The following is a 19564-nucleotide window of genomic DNA, read 5'->3' as shown; positions in this document are numbered from 1 at the left end:
TCAAGCAGAGCCGACGGCGCGAACTGCCGTATTGGCGATCAGTGTCCGCGCCCACTCCCGTGCCGTCGCGTCCGTATCGAACACGTCCGCCAGCGTCTCCAGCGCGCGAGCTGGCAAGGCCTCCAGCGTCTCTTCGACAACCGTGGCGATCGAAGGGAAGGAGATGTCTCCGGCCAGGAAACTATGCACCGCAACCTCGTTGGCGGCATTCAAGATGGTTGGCGCCGTGCCACCAACATGTAGGGCTTCCCGCGCCAGCCGCAAGCAGGGGAACCGTTGCTCGTCCGGCTTCTCGAAGGTAAGCGCGGCAATGTCCGTGAGACGGAGCCGCGGCGCCGGCGTCGACATGCGTCGCGGCCAGGCGAGGGCGAAGGCGATGGGCGTCCGCATGTCGGGGGTGCCGAGCTGAGCGAGCACCGAGCCATCCACGTACGCGACCAGGCTGTGGATGACCGACTGCGGATGCACCACGATGTCGATGCGGGACATATCGACCGGGAACAGATGGTAAGCCTCCACCAACTCGAGTCCCTTGTTCATCATCGTCGCGGAATCCACGGAGATCTTGGCGCCCATGTTCCAGTTGGGATGGGCAACCGCCTGAGCCGGCGTCACCGCAGCCATGGCCGCCGCATCGAACGTGCGAAACGGCCCGCCCGAGGCGGTCAGGATCAGGGAGTCGACTTGATCGGCGTTCTCGAAGTCGAACACCTGATAGATGGCGCTGTGCTCCGGAATCGACCGGGATCAGGCGGGCGCCGTACTGCGCCACTTCGCGCACCATCACGTCCCCGGCGGAGACCAGGCATTCCTTGTTGGCGAGGGCGACGGTCACGCCGCGGCGCACCGCGGTGATGGTCGGCTCCAGACCTGCAGCGCCGACGATGGAGGCCATCACCCATTCGGCCGGCCGCGCTGCCGCCTCGATCACCGCCGCCGGCCCGGCCGCAGCCTCAATGCCGCTGCCCCACAGCGCCTCCTTCAGGTCGCGATAAGCTGCGGCATCGCTCACCACCGCAAACCGCGCCCGCAGCCGCACCGCTTGCTCGGCCAGCAAGGCCACGTTGCGGTTGGCGGTCAATGCCTCGACTTCGAATGCCTCGGGCCGCGATTCAACCAGTTCGACGGTGTTGCAACCGACGGAGCCTGTGGAGCCGAGGATGGTGACGCTTCGCGGCCTGTGTTCGGCAGCGTCGGCCGGAGCAGCATTTAGATCCATGGCCGCACACTGCCGTTCCCGGTGGCTACGATCAGCGCCAGGGCGACGCTCGCCGCCATCAACCCGTCGACCCGATCCAGGAGTCCGCCATGTCCGGGGATCCAGGCGCCGGTATCCTTGACGCCGAACCGGCGTTTGATGCCGGATTCCAGCAGATCGCCGCCCTGCGCGACGCCACCCAGCGCGGCGCTGATCAGCATGACCTGCCAAACGTCGGTGGCGCCGAGGGCGACCGCGGTTCCGGCGCCGGCCGCTGCCGCCGCCGCCAGAGCACCGGCGAGGCCTGCCCAGGTTTTGTTCGGGCTGAGCCGCGGCGCGAGACGCGGCCCGCCGATCGTCCGTCCGGCAGCGTAAGCGCCGATATCCGACGCCCACACCACCAGCAACAGCCAGAGGACGATGTCGCGCCCGCCGACCTCGTCACCGCGCAGCCAAACGATCGCCAGGCTCGGGAGGCCGATATACGTGACACCAGCGCTGATCCAGCCCCGCCGATCTCGCTGCCCGCGCCGATCGCCCTGCATCACCAGGACGTGAATCGCCAAGGTGGCAGCAACGATGACGGCAATCGCTGCCGGCCAGCCGGCCCATGCTTCAGCAACGACCGCCGCGGCAATGGTTCCGCCAAGCCCCGCGGTCCACGCCAAGCGGTCTCTCACACTGCACATCCTGCACCATTCGGCGGCGACCGCCGTCCCGGCAATGACGACCAAGATTTCAAAAAAGGGCGACCCGAAGTGCACCGCCGCAAGAACCGGAACGGCAAGCACGACCGCTGACAGGCACCGGGTCAGGACCACGTTGGCGGCGCTCGGCCGGCGCTCAGGCAGTGGCGGCGCCATAACGCCGTTCACGGCGATGGAACTCCCTCAAGGCATCCGCGAAATGATCATGGGAGAAGTCCGGCCACAGAGTATCGATGAACACGAACTCCCCATACGCCAGCTGCCAAAGCAAAAAGTTGCTGATGCGCTGTTCCCCGCTGGTACGGATCAGCAAATCAGGGTCCGGCATTCCGGCAGTGTACAGGCGCTGGGAGAATAGCTGCTCGTCGATTTCGGTAGGATCGAGCCTGCCGGCCTCCGCTTCGGCGGCCAGCCGCCGCGCCACCGCGACGATCTCCGCCCGTCCGCCGTAGCTCAGCGCAATCGTCACGGTGAGGCGGCGGTTCGGGGCGGTCACGTTCTCCACCTGCTCGATGAGCCGGACGATGTCGTCGCCGAAGCGTTGCCGCTCGCCGATGACCCGAAGCTGAACGCCGTTCTTGTTGAGGAAATCGACCTCGTTCCGCAGATAGTACTTCAAAAGGCCCTTGAGGTCCTGGACCTCGTCGGCCGGCCGCTTCCAGTTCTCCGAGGAGAAGCCGAACAACGTGAGATAGCGCACGCCCAAGGAAATGGCGCTTTCCATGGCGGTCTTGACGGCGCGGGCGCCGCGCTTGTGCCCCGCCGTTCGGGGCAGACCGCGGGCCCGCGCCCAGCGGCCGTTGCCGTCCATGATGATCGCGACGTGATCAGGCGGCGGGGGTTCGAGTTTGCTGCGAGCTGCAACTTCCATAGCATTAGACCTGCATGATTTCGCGTTCCTTCTTGTCCAGGACCTCGTCAACCGCCTTGATGTGCTTATCGGTCAGTTCCTGGATCTGCGTCATGTAGTCCCGCTGCTCGTCCTCCGATATCAGCTTTTCTTTTTCGGCTTTCTTGAATTCATCCAGTGCGTGACGGCGGATGTTGCGGACCGACACCTTGGCTTCTTCGGCATAGCGCCCCGCAACCTTGGCCAGCTCCGCGCGTCGGTCTTCGGTCAGCACCGGAATGGGGATGCGCACCAGCTGGCCGTCCACCGAGGGATTGAGCCCCAGGCCGGAATCACGGATCGCTCGCTCCACGGCCTTGACCTGGCTCCGGTCCCATACCTGTACCGTCAGCATCCGCGCCTCCGGAACGCCGATGGTACCGACCTGGGAAAGCGGCATCTCGGCACCGTAGGCCTGGACGGTGATCGGCTCCAAGAGACTGGCCGAGGCGCGGCCGGTGCGCAACCCGCCCAACTCCTTCTGGAGCACTTCGATGGCGCCGTGCATGCGCCGGTCTACATCCTTCCTGACTTCTCCGATTTCCGGCCTGTCCACGACGGTCTCCCCTGTTGACGATCACCCAATCGTGCCTGTTGGAGGTTAATGGATCATGGTGAACCGGCCGCGGCCGGCCACGACATCGGCCAACGCGCCGGGATTGTGAACGCAAAAAACAAGAATGGGAACCTTGTTCTCTCGTGCCAGCGCGACCGCCGACGTATCCATCACGCCAAGGTTGCGAGTGAGGACGTCCTGGTAGGTCAGGTGCTCATAGCGCTCAGCGTCCTGGTGGACCCTCGGATCGGCGCTGTAGACCCCGTCCACCTGGGTGCCCTTGAGGAGAACGTCGCAGCCGACCTCGACGGCGCGCAACGCCGCCGCCGTGTCGGTCGTGAAGAACGGGTTGCCGGTGCCGGCGGCGAAGATGACCACCCGCCCCTTCTCCAGGTGACGAACCGCGCGGCGGCGGGCGTAGGGCTCGCACACCGGGTTAATGGGCAGCGCCGACATGACCCGGGTGTCGATGCCGCGCCGCTCCAGAACGCTCTGCAGGGCGAGCGCGTTCATCACTGTCGCCAGCATTCCGATATGATCGGCGCTGGTGCGCTCAATCCCCTTGGCGGCTTCGGAGAGGCCGCGAAAGATGTTGCCGCCGCCGATGACCAGGCCAATCTGCACCCCGAGTTCCCGGACGCTGCCGATCTCGCCGGCAACACGTTCGAGGACATGGATGTCGGCGCCGTAGCCGCGCGCGCCCATCAGCGCCTCGCCGGACAATTTCAGCAGGACGCGCTTATACGCCGGCCCCGAGCCCTCAGCCACCGGACTGGCGCCCGTTGTGTCCTGCTCAATCATTGGGCCACGCCTGAACCGCCTCCGGAATCGCGCTCATCGGCGCGCTGTCTTGGCGACCTCATCGGCAAAATCCGAGGTCTTGCGGTCGATGCCCTCACCGAGGGCAAAGCGCATGAAGCCCGCTATCCGCACCGCTGTGCCGGCCTCCTTCGCCATCGCGTCCAGGACTTCGCCGACGGTCTTGTCCTGGTCCATGACGAACGCCTGATCGACGAGGCACACTTCCTCGTAGAACTTGCGCAGCCTGCCCTCGACCATTTTCTCGATGACCGCCTCCGGCTTGCCGCTGGCCCGCGCCTGTTCGGCCAGAATGTTGCGCTCCCGCTCGATCACCGACGGATCCAGATCATCGCGGGACACCGCCTGCGGCGCGGTGGCCGCCACATGCATGGCGATCTGCTTCGCCAAGGTGTCGAGGGCGGCTGCATTACCCTCCGTCTCCAGCGCCACCAGCACGCCGATCTTGCCGAGCCCGGGCGCCTGCACGTTGTGAACGTACGAGCCGAGAATGCCCGGCTCGACGTCGAGCTTTGCCACTCGCCGCACGTTCATGTTCTCGCCGATGGTGGCAATCAGGTGCAGCAACTCGTCGGCGACGGTGCGTCCGGAGGCGGGATAGGCGGCACTGGTCAATGCCTGCACGCTGTCGCTGCTGCCCAAGGCGATTTCCGACACCGTCTTGACGAATGCCTGGAAGTCCTGATTTCGGCTGACGAAATCAGTCTCCGCGTTGACCTCGACCATGGCGGCAGTGGTGCCTGACAAAGCGACCCCGACCAGTCCTTCTGCCGCTACCCGGCCAGCTTTCTTGGAAGCAGCCGTCAGCCCCTTCTTGCGCAGCCAATCGACTGCCGCTTCCAAATCGCCGTCGCTTTCGGCCAGGGCGCGCTTGCAGTCCATCATGCCGGCGCTGGTCTTCTCGCGCAGCTCCTTGACGCGAGCCGCTGATATTTCAGCCATCAATCATCCTCCGGTGAATTCACGTCGACGTCGGGCCTGCACCACCGCTCCGCCCGACCGCAGAAGGTATCTCAGGATGCCGGCGCGCGTTCGCCGTCGGCCTCCGGCTCAAGCTCGGCGCTTGCATCCACTGCAGGTGACCGCGCATCTCCCTGATCACCGGATTGCGAGAACAGGCCGTCATCGTCATCGGCGAATTCGTCCAATCCCGGCTCCTCGACATTATCGAGCGCACCGACATCCACGCCGGCGGCGGTCATTTCCTGCTGAATGCCGTCGAGAACCGCATCGGCCATCAACTCGCAATAAAGCTTAACCGCTCGCAGCGCATCATCATTGCCGGGGATGGGGAAGTTGATGCTGCTCGGATCGCTGTTGGAGTCGATGACCGCGACGACCGGAATTCCGAGTTTCTTGGCCTCTGCGACGGCAATGGCTTCCTTGTTGGTATCGATGATGAACAGAATATCAGGCAGTCCCGCCATCTCCTTGATGCCGCCGAGCGCGCGCTCCAGCTTGTCGCGCTCACGGGTCAGGTTGAGCAATTCCTTCTTGGTCAGTCCCGCCATGCCCCCCGCAGCCTGCGTCTCAAGCTCCTTCAGCCGGCGGATGGAATGGGAGATGGTGCGCCAGTTGGTCAGCATGCCGCCGAGCCAGCGGTGGTTGACATAATACTGGCCGCATCGTGTCGCCGACTCGGCGAGGATCTCGCTGGCCTGCCGTTTGGTGCCGACGAACAGAACTCGGCCGCCGCCGGCGACGACGTCGCGGATGGCCACCAGGGCGCGGTGCAGCATCGGCACCGTTTGTCCAAGGTCGATGATGTGGATGCCGTTGCGCACGCCGAACAGATAGGGCCGCATGTCCGGGTTCCAGCGGCGGGTGGTATGTCCGAAGTGAACGCCAGACTCCAGCAGCTGGCGCATGGTGAACGTGGGGAGTGCCATGGTGTCCTGTCCTTTTCCGGTTCAGCCGCCGCGGGCGAAGCATCATCTCGAACACCTGCCCGGACACTATCGGCCCAATCCTGCATGGCCCGATCCTATTGCGGCAGGAGCGCGAAGACACCGGAACGACCGCGGGCCGAGCACGACCCGGGCCGGACGCCCGCGTGTGATGTAAGCGTCCTTGATAGCGTCCCCGCCGGTACAATACAAGCGCCGGCACACGCCATGACGCCGCGTCGCCGGAACTTTAGCGCGACATCGGCGTTTGCGCGCTGCCGGATGGCCGGCGTGTTGAGCATTGCGGTGGAGGTGACAATGCCCGCAAAGTCGAAAGCGCAGCAGAAGGCGGCCGGGGTCGCTCTGTCAGCCAAGAAGGGAGACAAGGACAAGAGCGACCTGAAGGGGCCCTCGAAGAGCATGCACGACTCGATGAGCAAGAGTGAGTTGAAGGACCTGGCCTCCGGCCCAAGGAAGAACAAGCCGGAGCACAAGAAGAAGAGCTGACGGCGCAGAGCGCGTATTCCGGGAGGAGGGAGACGCAGTCCGGGAGGCGCTCGTGCCAATGGCAGTGTGTTCCCGGATTTATGACCGGCGCTTCATCCGGCCTTCCGGAACTAAAGCTCCTGCACTTCGTAGACGCCGGGGATGCGCTGGAGCGCGGGCAGGACGGCGGGGCCGACGGCGTAGCTTTCGGGGAGTGCGACTTCCACCTCGCGGCCGTCGTCGAGCGAGGAGACGAGCTTGACCCGGCCGCGGCCGCCGCGGTGGTCGTCGAGAACGGATTTGATCGAAGCCAGGGGCTGACGCGAGCCGATGATCACCGCGAATTGCGACGGGGTCCGCGCCGCCAGGTCCTCCAACGGCTCGAACGACTGGGCCTGAAGGCGGATCGCGGTCCCCTCTACCTGCGCCGTCGCCTTGATCAGCAACGATCGCCCGGCTTCGAGCAAAGGCCGTGCCGTCGCCAGCAGTTCCGAGAACACCAGCACCTCGAACACACCGGACGCATCAGAGAACTCGACGACGGCGAAGCGGTTGCCGCGGCCGGAGGTCCGCTCCTTCTTCGCAGTCACCGTTCCGGCCAGGACCACCAGCCCCGCCCTGGCCTCGCGCATCAGCATCCCGTACGCGACCACCTTGCGGCGCCGCAACACGCGCTCGTAGGCGTGCAGTGGATGGGCTGAGAGATAGAACCCGAGCGCATCGAACTCCTGTTTGAGGCGCTCCATCGGCGGCCAGTCCTCGACCGCCGGCAACTGAAGGCGGCGGCTGCCGGCGACGGCGGCAGGCCCGCCGAACAGGCCCAGCTGGCCGCTGGTGCGCTCGTCCTCCATGGCGGCGGCGGCGCGCAGCCAGCCCTCGATCCCCTCGAACAGGCGGCGGCGGTTGCCGTCCAGGGTGTCGAAGGCGCCGGCCCTCACCAGGTTCTCCAGTTGGCGCTTGTTCATCTGCGATGCACCCATGCGCCGGGCGAAGTCTTCCAGGTCGGCAAACGCACCGCCGCGCCGGCGGTCTTCGACGACCGCCCCCATCGCTCCGCCCCCGACGTTCTTGATCGCGGCGAGGCCATAGCGGATCGCCTTGCCGTCGAGGGACTCGGCGCACGCCTCCACCGCGAACGTGGCGTCCGAGGCGTTAATGTCCGGCGGCAGCAGGCGGATGCCGGTGCGGGCCAGCTGCTGGCGGAACCCGTTGATCTTGTCGGGATGATCGAGGTCGAGGGTCATCGAGGCGGCGAAGAACGCCACCGGGTGGTTGGCCTTGAGGTACGCGGTTTGATAGGCGATGACGGCGTATGCCGCCGCGTGGCTCTTGTTGAAGCCGTAGCCGGCGAACTTGTTGACCAGATCGAAGATGAATGAAGCGCGGTGCTGGGGCACGCCGCGCGCCACCGCTCCGGAGACGAAGATCTGGCGCTGCTCCTCCATCTCGGCCTTGATCTTCTTGCCCATCGCCCGGCGCAACAGGTCGGCGGCGCCCAGCGAGTAGCCGGCCAGCTCCTGGGCGATCTGCATCACCTGCTCCTGATAGATGATGATCCCATAGGTCTCCTTGAGGATCGGCTCCAGGGTCGGGTAGAGGTAATCGACCTGCTCGCGGCCGTGCTTGCGGTCGATGTAGCTGTCGATGTTGTCCATCGGGCCGGGGCGGTAGAGCGCCACCACGGCGATGATGTCCTCCAGCGTGTCCGGCTTGAGCTTCCGCAGCACGTTCTGCATGCCGGCGCTTTCCAGCTGGAACACCCCGACGGTGTCGCCGCGACCCAGCATCTCGAATGTGTTCGCATCGGAGAGCGGCAGGTTGGAAAGGTCGAGGCGTACGCCCTCCCCCTCCGCGACCAGACGTACCGCTCCTTCCAGCACGGTCAGCGTCTTGAGGCCGAGGAAGTCGAACTTGACCAGCCCTGCGCACTCCACCCATTTCATGTTGAAGCCTGTGACCGGAATGTCGGAGCGCGGATCGCGGTAGAGCGGGATCAGGTCCTGCAGCGGGCGGTCGCCGATGACCACGCCGGCAGCGTGGGTGGAGGCGTGGCGGTAGAGCCCCTCCAGCTTGCGCGCGATGCCGACCAGGCGTGCGACGGCCTCGTCCTCGGCGATCATCGTCTGCAGTTGCGGCTCGACGTTGATGGCCTGGTCAAGGGACACCGGGTTGGCCGGGTTGTTGGGCACCAGTTTGCAGATGCGGTCGACCTGACCGTAGGAGAGGCCGAGCACCCGCCCCACATCGCGCAACACCGCCCGCGCCTGGAGCTTGCCGAAGGTGATGATCTGCGCCACCCGGTCGCGGCCGTACTTCTCCTGAACGTGGCGGATGACCTCGTCGCGGCGGTCCTGGCAGAAGTCGATGTCGAAGTCCGGCATCGACACGCGCTCGGGGTTGAGGAACCGCTCGAACAGGAGGCCGAAGCGCAGCGGGTCGAGGTCGGTGATGGTGAGCGCCCAGGCCACCAGCGAGCCGGCGCCGGAGCCGCGCCCGGGCCCCACCGGGATTTCATGCTCCCGCGCCCAGCGGATGAAATCGGCCACGATGAGGAAGTAGCCGGCGAAGCCCATTTCGCAGATCACCCCGATCTCGTAAGTGAGCCTCTCCCGATAAGGCCGCGCCGACGCGTCGCGCGCCTCGACCGTCATTGCCGGTGCGAAGACATGGGCCTGCAGCCGACGCTCCAGCCCCGCCCTCGCCTCGCGACGAAGCTGATCCTCCTCGCTCTCCGCCGCGCCCGGGTCGTAGGCCGGCAGGATGGGCTTGACGACCGACAGCATGAAGGCGCAGCGCTGCGCGATCAGTCCGGCGTTCTCCACCGCGTCGGGCAGGTCGGCAAACAGCTCCGCCATCTCGGCAGCGCTTTTGAAGTGATGCTCGGGCGTCAGCCGCCTGCGCTCCGGATCGGCGATGTGGCAGCCCTGGGCGATACAGAGGAGCGCGTCATGTGCCTCGAACATGTCGCGGTCGGCGAAGAACACGTCGTTGGTGGCGACCAGCGGCAGGCCGTGGCGCTCGGCGAGGGCGATCAGCTCCGGCTCGATCAGGCGCTCCACTTCCATGCCGTGGCGCATGAGCTCCACATAGAGCCGGTTCGGAAACGCTGCCTTGAGCTGCTGCAGCACCGCTTCCGCGGCGTCGGCCTGGCCGGCAGCGAGCAGCCGTCCGACGGGGCCCGAGGGTCCGCCGGTCAACGCGATCAGGCCGCCGCCATAGGCCGCAAGGGCGCCGAGCGGCACCGCCGGCCCGGCGCCTGGCGCTGCCTCGCCCTCCGCATCGCTACCCCCGCCGAGATGGGCGATCGCCAGCAGGCTCAACAGGTTCCGGTAGCCGGCGGCGTTCTGGACGAGAAGGACGACGGACTCGCACGCCTCGTTCGGTCGTTGCGGCGCCTGCATGCGGCGGCGCTCGGACTGTTCGCGCTGAACCCCGAGCAGGCAGCCGATGATGGGCTGGACGCCGACCTTGGCCAAAGCGCCCGAGAACTCCATGCCGCCGAACAGGTTGTTGGTGTCGGTGATGGCGACCGCCGGCATGCGGTGCTCCCGGCACAGCGTCGCCAGTGCGCCCACGCGGATCGCGCCTTCGGACAGGGAATAGGCGGTGTGCACACGCAAATGCACGAACGGCGCGGCCGTTGCTGCCGGAGCCGCGTCGGAGGGTTCACGTGATGGCGCGTTCATGAGCGGCAGGATTCCACATCCGGGCCGCCAAGTCACCGCCCGAGGTTGTAGTTCCCGGCTTTCTCAACAAGAAAGTGCAGCTTATCCACAAGCGGCGGGCGCGGCGCGCACTGCCGCGGAAGGCGGCGGAGCGGCGGTCAGAACGTGGTGGCGGCGTGGTCGGCGACGAAGGGGTTGGTGCGGCGCTCGGTGCCGAATGTCGAGATCGGGCCGTGGCCGGAGATGAAAGTGACATCGTCGCCGAGCGGCCACAACTGCTCGCGGATCGAGCGGATCAGGGTGGCGTGGTCGCCTTTCGGAAAGTCGGTGCGGCCGATCGAGCCTGCGAACAGCACGTCGCCGACCAAGGCGAGCCGGGACGGTTTGTGGAAGAAGATCACGTGCCCGGGGGTATGGCCGGGGCAGTGGCGCACCTCGAGCGTGATCTTGCCGAAGCCGACCGTTTCGCCCGCCGTCAGCCAGCGGTCGGGCGTGAACGAGCGTGCGCCGCGAACGCCGAACATCATCGCCTGCTGCGCCATGCCGTCGATCCAGAACTTGTCGTCCACATGCGGTCCCTCGATCGGCACCCCCTTGCGTTCCGCCAAGTCGGCGGTGCCGCCGGCATGGTCGAGATGGCCATGGGTCAGCAGGATCTTTTCTATCGTGACGCCCTTGTCGGACACCGCTGCAAGGATGCGGTCGATGTCGCCGCCGGGATCGACGACGGCCCCCTTCATCGTCTCCGGGCACCAGACCAGCGAGCAATTCTGAACGAATGGGGTGACCGGGATTACGGCGTACTTCATCGAAATGACCTCTTTTCAGGAGATGGGCCAGTGGCGCGAGACCGGCACAAGCGCGCGCATCCTACCGGCCCCGCCCTCACGAAGCCAAGGCTTCCGCGCCTCTCCCTGTGCCCTCAGGAACCGCTATAGGCAATGTGGGTGACGATGGCGCCCCACGGCCCCGGATCCGGATGCCAGACGTGGACGTGGAACGCTCCGGGTTCGAGGAGCACGGCGGGATCGGCGGCGGCGCGCAGATCGAGGGCGACGGCGTGCGACGGGCTGGGGGCGATGCTGGCCGGGATGCCGTGCCAGCGCGTGTGGATCGCCCGATGGACGTGACCACAGGCCACATGCAAAACCTGCGGATGGCGGCCGAGAACCTCGGCAAGGTCGTCCGAGTTGCGCAAGCGGCTGTCGTCCATCGCGGCAATGCCCGTTGCGAACGGCGGGTGGTGCAGAAACACCATGGTCGGCCGCGTGGCGGCATTGCCGAGACACCGATCAAGCCACTGCAATGCCTCCCGGTCGAGTTCGCCGTGCACCGCACCTGGCACGCTGGTGTCCATGCAGACCAGGCGCAGCGGGAAGTCGTCGACGACGTGGTCGAGCGGCCCCGCAGCCGGCAGATAGGCGAGATCGCCGAACACCTCGCACAGCGGCTCCCGCTTGTCGTGGTTGCCGGGAAGCAGATGGACCGGCGCCCGCAGCGGCGCCAGCAATCGGCGCAAATGCTCGTAGTCCTCGCGCCGGCCGCTGTCGACGAGGTCGCCGCTCATGACGACCACGTCCGGCTGCGGATCGAGGGCGTTGACGGCATCGACGCAGCGCGTCAACGCCGGCGCCGTGTCGATGCCGCCGGCGATGCGCCGGCCGGGGGCAGTGATGTGAGTGTCCGTGATCTGAACGACGATCATTGAGGTAATGCCCGACGGCAAGGTCAGCGTTGAGTAGCCACGTGGGCAAACGACCGCGACGATGGATTTACACGATACGCGGCACGGGGTACTGATCAGCCGCCATGCCGACTGGTGGAACGATCCGATTCGCGCACCCACTCACAACACAAGGAAGTACTATGCTCTACAAGACACTGACCGCCCTGGCACTCGGCCTCCTGCTGTCCAGCGGCGCGTCGGCGCAGAGTTTCTCCGAATCCGCGACCTGCAAGCTCACGAATACCGCCGAAGGCGTCGCACTGTAAGAGGGGACGTGTACGGTTAAGCAGTCCCAAAGCGGCAGCAACACGATCTTCGAAGTCCAGATGGGCGACAGCGCGCCGTTCCTGTTCGCCGGCAAGCGCGGTCAGTCTAACTGGATGCATGGCCCCGAGGAAGTGGAGTTTACCGATGCCGCCGCTGGCGGCATCTTCCGCTGGAGCGATTTCGTTCTGGCAATCGCCGAGTAAGCCGACCGCTGCGCCGGGCCCGAACGGTCCGGCGCAGACGTCTGGACCCGGACACCCCATCTGAACCTTGACCCCATCCTCGAAAGCCCAGAGCATGAACCGCACCCTCTCTATCCTCGCGCTTGTCCTCGCCTTGGCAGCCCCGCTTGCCTCGCCGGCCCTTGCGCAAATGAAATCCGTCGTGAAATTCGAGCCCGGCAATTTCGGAACGATGGTCAACGGCACCATCGAAGCCGACGATTTCGTCGACTACATGCTGAGCGCAAAGGCCGGGCAGGAGTTGTTTGTCGAATTGACCGTGGACGGAACTAACGGCACCGGTTCGGTCTATTTCAACATCCTACCGCCGGGATCGTCGGGCGAGGCGATCTACAACAGCTCGATCAACGGCAACAGCACCACGGTACCGCTGCCCTCGGACGGCGACTACACCATCCGCGTTTACCAGATGGGCAACGACGCCGACACCGGAAAGACCTCCGGCTTCCGCATCGACCTGTCGATCCAGTGAGACCGGGCGGCGGCAGCGTCCGCCATAGAGATGACGATCATTGAGCAGCGTCCGCCATAGAGATAGAGAGGTCGAGCATCGCCGGCAGCCTCGGCGCAGATCGATCTGCAGGATAAGCCGGGCGCGCACCGACCCGCAAGATGAGCTGGGTCTTGCGCCTCGCTGGTCGCCCCGGCGCACTGCGGCGGGTGGTTTCCTTGCCAAGCGGCGAGACGGGCACTAAAACGTCGCGGACGGCCGTTCGGGCTGGAACTGCAGGCTTTTGATGCTTGCATGGTCCTGGGTCCGGGCCTCGAGAAGCACGTTTCGCCGGCGCTTATGGCATTGCGGACGAGGGACTATTTCTAAATCAACTTTTGGAGGAGGGATCTATGGCACGTGTGGCACTGGTAACCGGAGGCACTCGCGGCATCGGGGCGGCCATCGCCAAGCGGCTCAAGGACGTGGGCCACACCGTCGTCGTCTGCGACGTGGTCGAGGAACAGCTCAAGTCGTTCACCGAGGAGACGGGCATTCCCGGTTACAACATCAACGTCGCCGACCACGAGTCGGTGAAAGCGGGCGTCAAGAAGATCGAAGAAGAGGTCGGTCCCATCGACATCCTCGTCAACAACGCCGGCATCACCCGCGACGGTCGCATGGTCAAGTTCACCCGCGACAAGAACTGGGATCCGGTGATCGCGGTCAACCTCGGCGGCGTGTTCAACACCTGCAACGTCTGCGCCGGCGGCATGGTCGAGCGCGGCTGGGGGCGGATCATCAATATCAGCTCCATGAACGGCCAGCGCGGCCAATTCGGCCAAAGCAACTATTCGGCATCGAAAGCCGGCGTAATCGGCTTCACGCGCTCCGTTGCCCTGGAGGTCGCGCGCGGCGGCGTCACCGCCAACACCATCTGCCCCGGGTTCATCCTTACCGAGATGACCGCGTCGATGCCGAAGGAGATCCTGGACGGCGAGGTCAAGAAAATCCCCATGGCGCGCATCGGCCAGCCTGAGGACATCGCCAAGGCGGTTTCGTTCCTCGCCTCCGATGACGCCGAATGGATCACCGGCGAGACCCTGTCGGTCAACGGCGGCCAGTTCATGTACTAGGCGTGAACCGCAACCGCGCGGTTGCGCGAAGAGGCCATCGCGATGCGCGGTGGCCTTTTTCGCGCCCTCTCCCATTTAAGAAGCATGATCCGCACGCGCTCCACCCTGCCAAGCCTGACGCCGAGCGTCCGCGACATGGAGGCCATGGCGGCGGAAGCGCTGGAAACGATCCCGGAGCCGTTCCGCCGCTACACCGACGGGGTTCTCATTCGCGTCGAGGACTTCCCGGACCCCGAGATCCGTCAGGAGATGGGGCTCGAAAGCCCGTTCGACCTGCTCGGTCTCTACTCGGGCGTGTCGCTCGACCGCCGAAGCGTCTCCGATCCGCCGCGCGACGTGGACATGATCTTTCTCTACCGCAGGCCGATCCTCGCCTACCAGCGCGACACCGGTGAGAATCTGGAGCACATCGTTCGCCACGTCCTGATCCACGAGATCGGCCACCACTTCGGCCTCTCCGACGACGACATGGAGCGCATCGAGGACGAGGAGTGAGCGGCTGCCTGCCACTCGGGATGCGGGCGCAGGATGCGGCCGCGCGTTCAACCCTGCACGCCGTTCCCCTGATCGCGCAGGATGATCCGGGTGTCGGCGATGGTAAGGCCGGCAGGATGGGCGAACACGGGGTTGAGGTCGAGTTCGGCGATCTCGGGGTGGGACTGGATCAGCGACGAGATCTTGACCATCAGGTCGACCAGTGCGGCGCGGTCGACCGGGGGAGCGCCGCGGACGCCGTCCAGGATGCGCTTCGCCTGGATGCCGTCGAGCATTTCCGCGGCGTCGGCGGGGGTAAGCGGGATGGCCCGGAACGTGACGTCCTTCAGCACCTCGACGAAGGTCCCGCCGAGGCCAAACATCATGACGGGACCGAAGATTGGATCGTCGGTGACGCCGATGATCACTTCTATTCCAGGCGCAGCCATCGGCGTGACGAGCACGCCCGTGACGCGGGCGTCGGGCTTGTAGCGGCGAGAGGCGTCGACGATATCGCGGAAGGCTTCGCGCAGGGTGTCCTCGTGCCGCAACGTCAATCGCACGCCGCCGGCCTCGGTCTTGTGGAGGATGTCCGGCGAAACGATCTTCATTGCCTTTGGCTGCGCGCCGAACGCGGCAGTCGCCGCCGCCAGGTCATCCTCGCTGCGGGCGAGGACATAGGGCGGCGTAGCGATGCCGTGCAGGGTCAGCAGGTCGATCGCTTCCGGCTCCAGCAGCGAGCGCCGACCTGCGTCGCGGCACCGGACGATGATCGCCGCCGCATCGGCGGGCGGCTCAGCCTTTGCCGGCGGCGCTTCTGCGGCGTTGCGGCGGCGGGCCGCGCCACGATCGATCAGGCCGGCGAGGCATGTGACGGCGGTCTCGACCGAGTGGTGCACAGGCACGCCGGCGCCGCGCAGGATCTGCAACGCCTCGGGTTTGACCGGAGCGTAGAGGCTCTGCAGGAGAATCGGCTTGCCGAAGCGGCGGAGCAGCGCGCCGAGGCGGATCGCGGTCTCGTTCTCGATCGGCCCGAGGCTGGCGGCGAACCGCAGCTTGTAGCCGCCGAATAGCCCCACGATCAGCAGCGCGTCGATGCTGGGGTCTTCCAGTATGGCGGCGGCGCAGTCCGCGAACACGCCGGGATTGCTATCGGTGCCGCCAGCGACGTCGACCGGATTGACCAGCGACGCCGCCGGCGGCAGCAGCGCCGCCAGCCTGGCGCGGGTATCGTTGGAGAGCGGCGGCATGGCGATGCCGGCCTCGACCATGGCGTCGGCGGCAATGGTGGCGTGGCCACCGCCGTCGGCAAGGATGGCGACGCGGTTGGACGCCGGCGGCGGCAGAAGGCTCAGCGACTCTGCCAGCGGCACCACGTGGTCGGCCTGGGCCGCCACCGTGATCCCGGCCTGGCGCAGCAGATCGGCGGTCATCGCGTAGCTGCCCGCCATGGCGCCGGTGTGCGACCGCGCGGATGCCTGACCGGCTTCGCTGCGGCCCGACTTGTAGACCACGACCGGCTTCCGCTGCGTCACGTCGCGGGCGACTTCAAGGAAGGTGCGGCCGTGCCGGAAGCCCTCCACGTAGAGGATCGCCACGTCGGTTGCCGGGTCGTCGCCCAGGTAACGCAGGTATTCGTTGAAGCGGACGTCGACCTGATTGCCGACGCCGACGTAGGTGGAGAAGCCAAGATGCCCGCCGGCGGTGGCCTCGGTGACGATCGAGAGCGCCATGTTGCCGGACTGGGAGACGATGCCGAGCCCGCCGGGCCTGACGTCCGGCATGCCGACCAGGTTCATGCGGCAAGGCAGATTGAAGACGCCGGACGTGTTGGGGCCGATGATGCGCACCCCGTGTCTGCGGGCGGCGGCGAGCATCTCCGCCTGGATGCGGGCGCCTTCGTCTCCCGCCTCGGCGAAGCCGCCAGCAACGACGATGGCGCCCCGCACGCCCTTGGCGCCCAGATCTTCCATCAGCGCCGGCAGGGTGCGCGCCGGTGTGCACACCAGGGCGAGATCGATGGGCTCCGGCACCGCTGCGACGGACGGATACGCCGGGATACCAAGGATTTCCGGCTCCTTCGGATGGATGGGGAAGATGCCGCCCGGGAAGTTGTCGGCGATCAAATAGCGGAGCGCCTGGTAGCCGCGCTTGGTCGGATCCCTGGAGGCGCCGATGACGGCGATCGAGCGGGGAGCGAGGAAATTTAGGGCGCCGCGGGTCATCCCTACTCCCCCCTGAACCGTGGCGCGCGTTTTTCGGCGAAGGCGTCGATGCCTTCCTGCCAGTCGCGGGTCATCATGCAGGCGAGGATGCCTTCCAGTTCGGTGACCAATGCCGTGTCGTAGTCCCGCGTCCCGGCGTTGAGGTGCTGTTTCGCGAGAGCCATGGAGAGCGGCGCCTTGGCGGCGATCTCGGCGGCAAAGGCGCGCACGCCGGCTTCGAACTGGTCGTCGGGCAACGCCCGTGTGGCTAGGCCCATGGCTGCGGCCTCGCGGCCGTCGACGCGGACGCCGGTAAAGATCAGCTCGCGCGCCTTGGCGAGGCCGACCAGCCGCGGCAGCACGTGGGTGACGCCGCCGCCGAGAAAGGTGCCGATGCCGACCTCCGGGAAGCCGATGCGGGCCTGCTCCTTGATCAGCATGAAATCCGCCGCCACCGCCATTTCCGCCCCGGCGCCCAAAGCGTAGCCGTTGACGGCGGCGATCACCGGCTTGGCGAGCGCGCGGATCCGCCGGCAGACGGCGTTGGCCTTGATAAGGTATTGGCGTTTCTGGATATCGCTGCGGTGCGCGGCGGCATGGGCCTTGAGGTCGGCGCCGACGCAGAACGCCCTGCCCGCGCCCGTCAGCACCACCACCCGCACTTCCGGGTCCGATTCGGCGGCGTCGAGAGCGGCGAGCACCTCGTCATAAAGCTGCTCGATCACAGCGTTGAGCCGCTCCGGCCGGTTGAGGCGGATTTCGGCGACGCCGTCGCCGCTGCTGCAAAGCACCGTCTCGTAGGACAGCATGATCGTGTCCTTCCCTCCCTCTTGGCCCGCCGATTGTTGCCGGGCGTTCACTTGTTGCAAAGGATTTTCGCCTAAAACACCCAGACAGAACCGGAACCACCACGAGGAAAAAGCGAGAATGCAGGCCGTGTGCAGAGCCTTGCGCCGCATCGACTGGCGCCACCGCCCGACGCTCGTTTGGAAAGATTATCGCGCCGCGCACATGCGCGCCTATGGCTTCCCGCTCGTGCACTGGTCGGACAACGAGCGCGCCGGAACCCTGTTCATCGGCTGCCTTTCCGTGGCTTTTCGGTTGCGGCCGACGTGGCGCGCTCCCCGGTCTGCCGCCAATATGACCGGAGCATAGAAGATCATCCACGGACGCTGGGGATAAGCCTGTTGGCAAATTCCAGTGTGACGAAAAAAAGACAAGCATCCCTGAGGCTTCTGCGGTCTGCCTCATTCTTGGGCAACTCCGTAACGCCTTGACAGCGTTGTGTTATTGCAGGTGCGGTCACCGTCTCTGCCGTACTGCCGTGCGTTCCGTGCGGCCGGCCGGGAACAGTCTCACAAACATGGGCTTGTGCACAACCCGGGCGCCCCCGGCGTTGTGACGCGCCGGTGATTGACGCATTCCAAGGCATTGCGTTTTGGTGACGTAAAAACAGGCAGTCCGTGCATCGGCTGCGCAGGCCCCGGCGCCGGCGCAATCCACACTTCCGGTTCAAGTCATTGATTTCGTGTGCTGGCGCCCCGGTTCGCGCGGCCGCTGAGGACATCAACAGGCCCGGCCGGGAGTGGCACGCATCCTGCTTCCAGTGGCGCGAGGTGACACACCAACATCGAAATCCAAGACCAATAAGAGGACCACCCCCCATGAAAACTCTCAAGTCCGCCCCATTTGTGGGCGCAGCATTGCTCGGCCTCGTCTCGGTTCCGGTCGTCGCTCAGGACGCCGGCATCCCGGGCGAGTTCAGCGCCAACGTCGGCATCTTCAGCGACTATCAGTTTCGCGGGATTTCGCAGTCTGACGACAATCTGGCACTACAGGGAGGGATCGACTACGAACTCGATACCGGTTTCAAAGAAACCGCGCTGTATCTCGGCGTCTGGGGATCGAATGTCGACTTCAACGACGGCGACGAAGCCTCGCTGGAACTCGACCTGTACGGCGGCCTGTCCGGCAGCGCCATGGGCCTGGACTGGCACGGGGGCGTCATCGGCTACCTCTATCCCGGCGCTTCCGATTCGCTGAACTACGACTTCTTCGAGCTGACCGCCGGCGTCAGCCGCGCCATCACCGACACTATAGAGGTCGGCCTGGGCTACAACTACTCCCCTGATTACTTTGCGTCGTCCGGCAGCGCCCACTACCTGCAGGCGACGACGACAGTCGGCATCCCGTTGCCGGACAGCATGACCAAATATGGCTTGGGGCTTGATGTCGCCGCTGGGCTCGGCCGCCAGTGGATCCAGGACAACGACGTCTTCGGAACCCCTGACTACTGGACGTGGTCTCTAGGCGCGGCGATGACCTACAAGATGCTGACGCTCGGCGTCAGCTACGTCGACACCGATCTCTCCGACAACGACTGCTTCGGCGGAACGGAGTTCTGCGAAGCGCGTGTCATAGGCTACCTTCAGGCCAGCTTCTAGTTGGCGGATCTGACCTTATACTTCAGCCGGGCTCGCGAATACCATTGAAAGACGACGCGATTGCGAGTTTGTTCATGGAACATGCTCGCAATCGCCATTCCGGAATGGTTTTCCGCGGTTTGTGTCGGTTCGAGTCGTGCGTTTCGGGGTCAAGGCATTGCGAATAATGGAAATGTGTCCGTTTCGACGTCGAGAATGTATGCGGATGTATGCGGATGTATGCGGATGTATGCGTAAACGGGGTCGAGCGGTGCGGCGGGTCACGCTTTGCTGACCCGCCCTACCGGGCAGAGCAATTCAAGGCACATAGGTCCCCGGCGCCGGCCGGTCAAGGACGCGGCCCTCCCGGCGGCGCGAGCGCAGGCGCGCAGAAAATCGACGATCGTCGGCAAGAATTCCCTTGATCTGGAACAAATCAGGTACATTTTCTACGCC

General features: G+C 65.7%; 17 protein-coding genes and 1 pseudogene. 6 read left to right on the top strand and 12 right to left on the bottom strand.

Going from position 1 to position 19564, the window contains the following annotated elements; all coding sequences use genetic code 11:
* The 7 genes and pseudogenes from IPM60_05945 to rpsB all read right to left on the bottom strand — a co-directional run bounded on the left by IPM60_05945 (nucleotide 1) and on the right by rpsB (nucleotide 6058).
* Nucleotides 1-1219 (bottom strand): annotated as a pseudogene (locus IPM60_05945) (1-deoxy-D-xylulose-5-phosphate reductoisomerase).
* Nucleotides 1210-2019 carry a phosphatidate cytidylyltransferase gene (locus IPM60_05940; GenBank protein MBK8907440.1) on the bottom strand — a complete coding sequence of 270 codons (810 nt, stop codon included), beginning with the start codon at nucleotides 2017-2019 and terminating at the stop codon, nucleotides 1210-1212. Before IPM60_05940 ends, IPM60_05945 begins: the two are co-directional and overlap by 10 nt.
* Before the next feature lie 22 nt (nucleotides 2020-2041).
* Nucleotides 2042-2776 (bottom strand): di-trans,poly-cis-decaprenylcistransferase, encoded by a 735-nt coding sequence (gene uppS, locus IPM60_05935; GenBank protein MBK8907439.1) that lies wholly within the window; start codon nucleotides 2774-2776, stop codon nucleotides 2042-2044.
* Nucleotides 2777-2780: 4 nt separating this feature from the next.
* The gene (frr, locus tag IPM60_05930) at nucleotides 2781-3302 is read right to left on the bottom strand and encodes a ribosome recycling factor (GenBank protein MBK8907438.1); all 522 of its coding nucleotides are present in this window, start codon (nucleotides 3300-3302) and stop codon (nucleotides 2781-2783) included.
* Between the two features lie 93 nt (nucleotides 3303-3395).
* The gene (locus tag IPM60_05925) at nucleotides 3396-4151 is read right to left on the bottom strand and encodes a UMP kinase (GenBank protein ID MBK8907437.1); all 756 of its coding nucleotides are present in this window, start codon (nucleotides 4149-4151) and stop codon (nucleotides 3396-3398) included.
* A gap of 33 nt (nucleotides 4152-4184) precedes the next feature.
* Nucleotides 4185-5111, bottom strand: a complete 927-nt coding sequence (locus IPM60_05920; protein ID MBK8907436.1) for an elongation factor Ts — start codon at nucleotides 5109-5111, stop codon at nucleotides 4185-4187.
* 71 nt (nucleotides 5112-5182) lie between these two features.
* The gene (gene rpsB, locus IPM60_05915; GenBank protein ID MBK8907435.1) at nucleotides 5183-6058 is read right to left on the bottom strand and encodes a 30S ribosomal protein S2; all 876 of its coding nucleotides are present in this window, start codon (nucleotides 6056-6058) and stop codon (nucleotides 5183-5185) included.
* 315 nt (nucleotides 6059-6373) lie between these two features.
* Here rpsB and IPM60_05910 point away from each other — a divergent pair, with 315 nt between their 5' ends.
* Nucleotides 6374-6562 (top strand): DUF3008 family protein, encoded by a 189-nt coding sequence (locus IPM60_05910; protein MBK8907434.1) that lies wholly within the window; start codon nucleotides 6374-6376, stop codon nucleotides 6560-6562.
* Between the two features lie 110 nt (nucleotides 6563-6672).
* Here IPM60_05910 and dnaE read toward each other — a convergent pair whose 3' ends face one another.
* The 3 genes from dnaE to IPM60_05895 all read right to left on the bottom strand — a co-directional run bounded on the left by dnaE (nucleotide 6673) and on the right by IPM60_05895 (nucleotide 11911).
* Complete coding sequence (gene dnaE, locus IPM60_05905) at nucleotides 6673-10227, bottom strand: DNA polymerase III subunit alpha (GenBank protein ID MBK8907433.1); 3555 nt, start codon at nucleotides 10225-10227, stop codon at nucleotides 6673-6675.
* Between the two features lie 137 nt (nucleotides 10228-10364).
* Nucleotides 10365-11015, bottom strand: a complete 651-nt coding sequence (locus IPM60_05900; GenBank protein MBK8907432.1) for an MBL fold metallo-hydrolase — start codon at nucleotides 11013-11015, stop codon at nucleotides 10365-10367.
* Nucleotides 11016-11128: 113 nt separating this feature from the next.
* The gene (locus IPM60_05895; protein MBK8907431.1) at nucleotides 11129-11911 is read right to left on the bottom strand and encodes a phosphodiesterase; all 783 of its coding nucleotides are present in this window, start codon (nucleotides 11909-11911) and stop codon (nucleotides 11129-11131) included.
* A gap of 347 nt (nucleotides 11912-12258) precedes the next feature.
* Between IPM60_05895 and IPM60_05890 the strand changes: the two genes are divergently transcribed.
* The 4 genes from IPM60_05890 to IPM60_05875 all read left to right on the top strand — a co-directional run bounded on the left by IPM60_05890 (nucleotide 12259) and on the right by IPM60_05875 (nucleotide 14502).
* Nucleotides 12259-12402 carry a hypothetical protein gene (locus IPM60_05890; protein ID MBK8907430.1) on the top strand — a complete coding sequence of 48 codons (144 nt, stop codon included), beginning with the start codon at nucleotides 12259-12261 and terminating at the stop codon, nucleotides 12400-12402.
* A gap of 94 nt (nucleotides 12403-12496) precedes the next feature.
* A complete protein-coding gene (locus tag IPM60_05885; GenBank protein ID MBK8907429.1) occupies nucleotides 12497-12913 on the top strand; it encodes a hypothetical protein in 417 nt (138 codons plus the stop codon).
* 371 nt (nucleotides 12914-13284) lie between these two features.
* A complete protein-coding gene (phbB, locus tag IPM60_05880) occupies nucleotides 13285-14007 on the top strand; it encodes an acetoacetyl-CoA reductase (protein ID MBK8907428.1) in 723 nt (240 codons plus the stop codon).
* An 84-nt stretch (nucleotides 14008-14091) separates the two neighbouring features.
* Nucleotides 14092-14502, top strand: coding sequence for a metallopeptidase family protein (locus tag IPM60_05875; protein ID MBK8907427.1), 411 nt, complete (start codon nucleotides 14092-14094; stop codon nucleotides 14500-14502).
* Nucleotides 14503-14549: 47 nt separating this feature from the next.
* Here the strand turns inward: IPM60_05875 and IPM60_05870 are convergent, their stop codons facing one another.
* Together IPM60_05870 and IPM60_05865 are read right to left on the bottom strand one after the other, a co-directional pair.
* Entirely contained in the window at nucleotides 14550-16706 is a 2157-nt protein-coding gene (locus IPM60_05870; protein ID MBK8907426.1) for an acetate--CoA ligase family protein, read from the bottom strand.
* A gap of 2 nt (nucleotides 16707-16708) precedes the next feature.
* Nucleotides 16709-17491, bottom strand: a complete 783-nt coding sequence (locus IPM60_05865) for an enoyl-CoA hydratase/isomerase family protein (protein MBK8907425.1) — start codon at nucleotides 17489-17491, stop codon at nucleotides 16709-16711.
* 858 nt (nucleotides 17492-18349) lie between these two features.
* Here IPM60_05865 and IPM60_05860 point away from each other — a divergent pair.
* A complete protein-coding gene (locus IPM60_05860; GenBank protein ID MBK8907424.1) occupies nucleotides 18350-19129 on the top strand; it encodes a hypothetical protein in 780 nt (259 codons plus the stop codon).
* Nucleotides 19130-19564 lie beyond the last annotated feature (435 nt).

The sequence above is a fragment of the Rhodospirillales bacterium genome, assembly GCA_016710335.1.
In the GTDB taxonomy this organism is placed as follows: Bacteria; Pseudomonadota; Alphaproteobacteria; order Rhodospirillales; family Defluviicoccaceae; genus JADJXQ01.
This window is presented reverse-complemented; position numbering and strand designations above follow the sequence as displayed.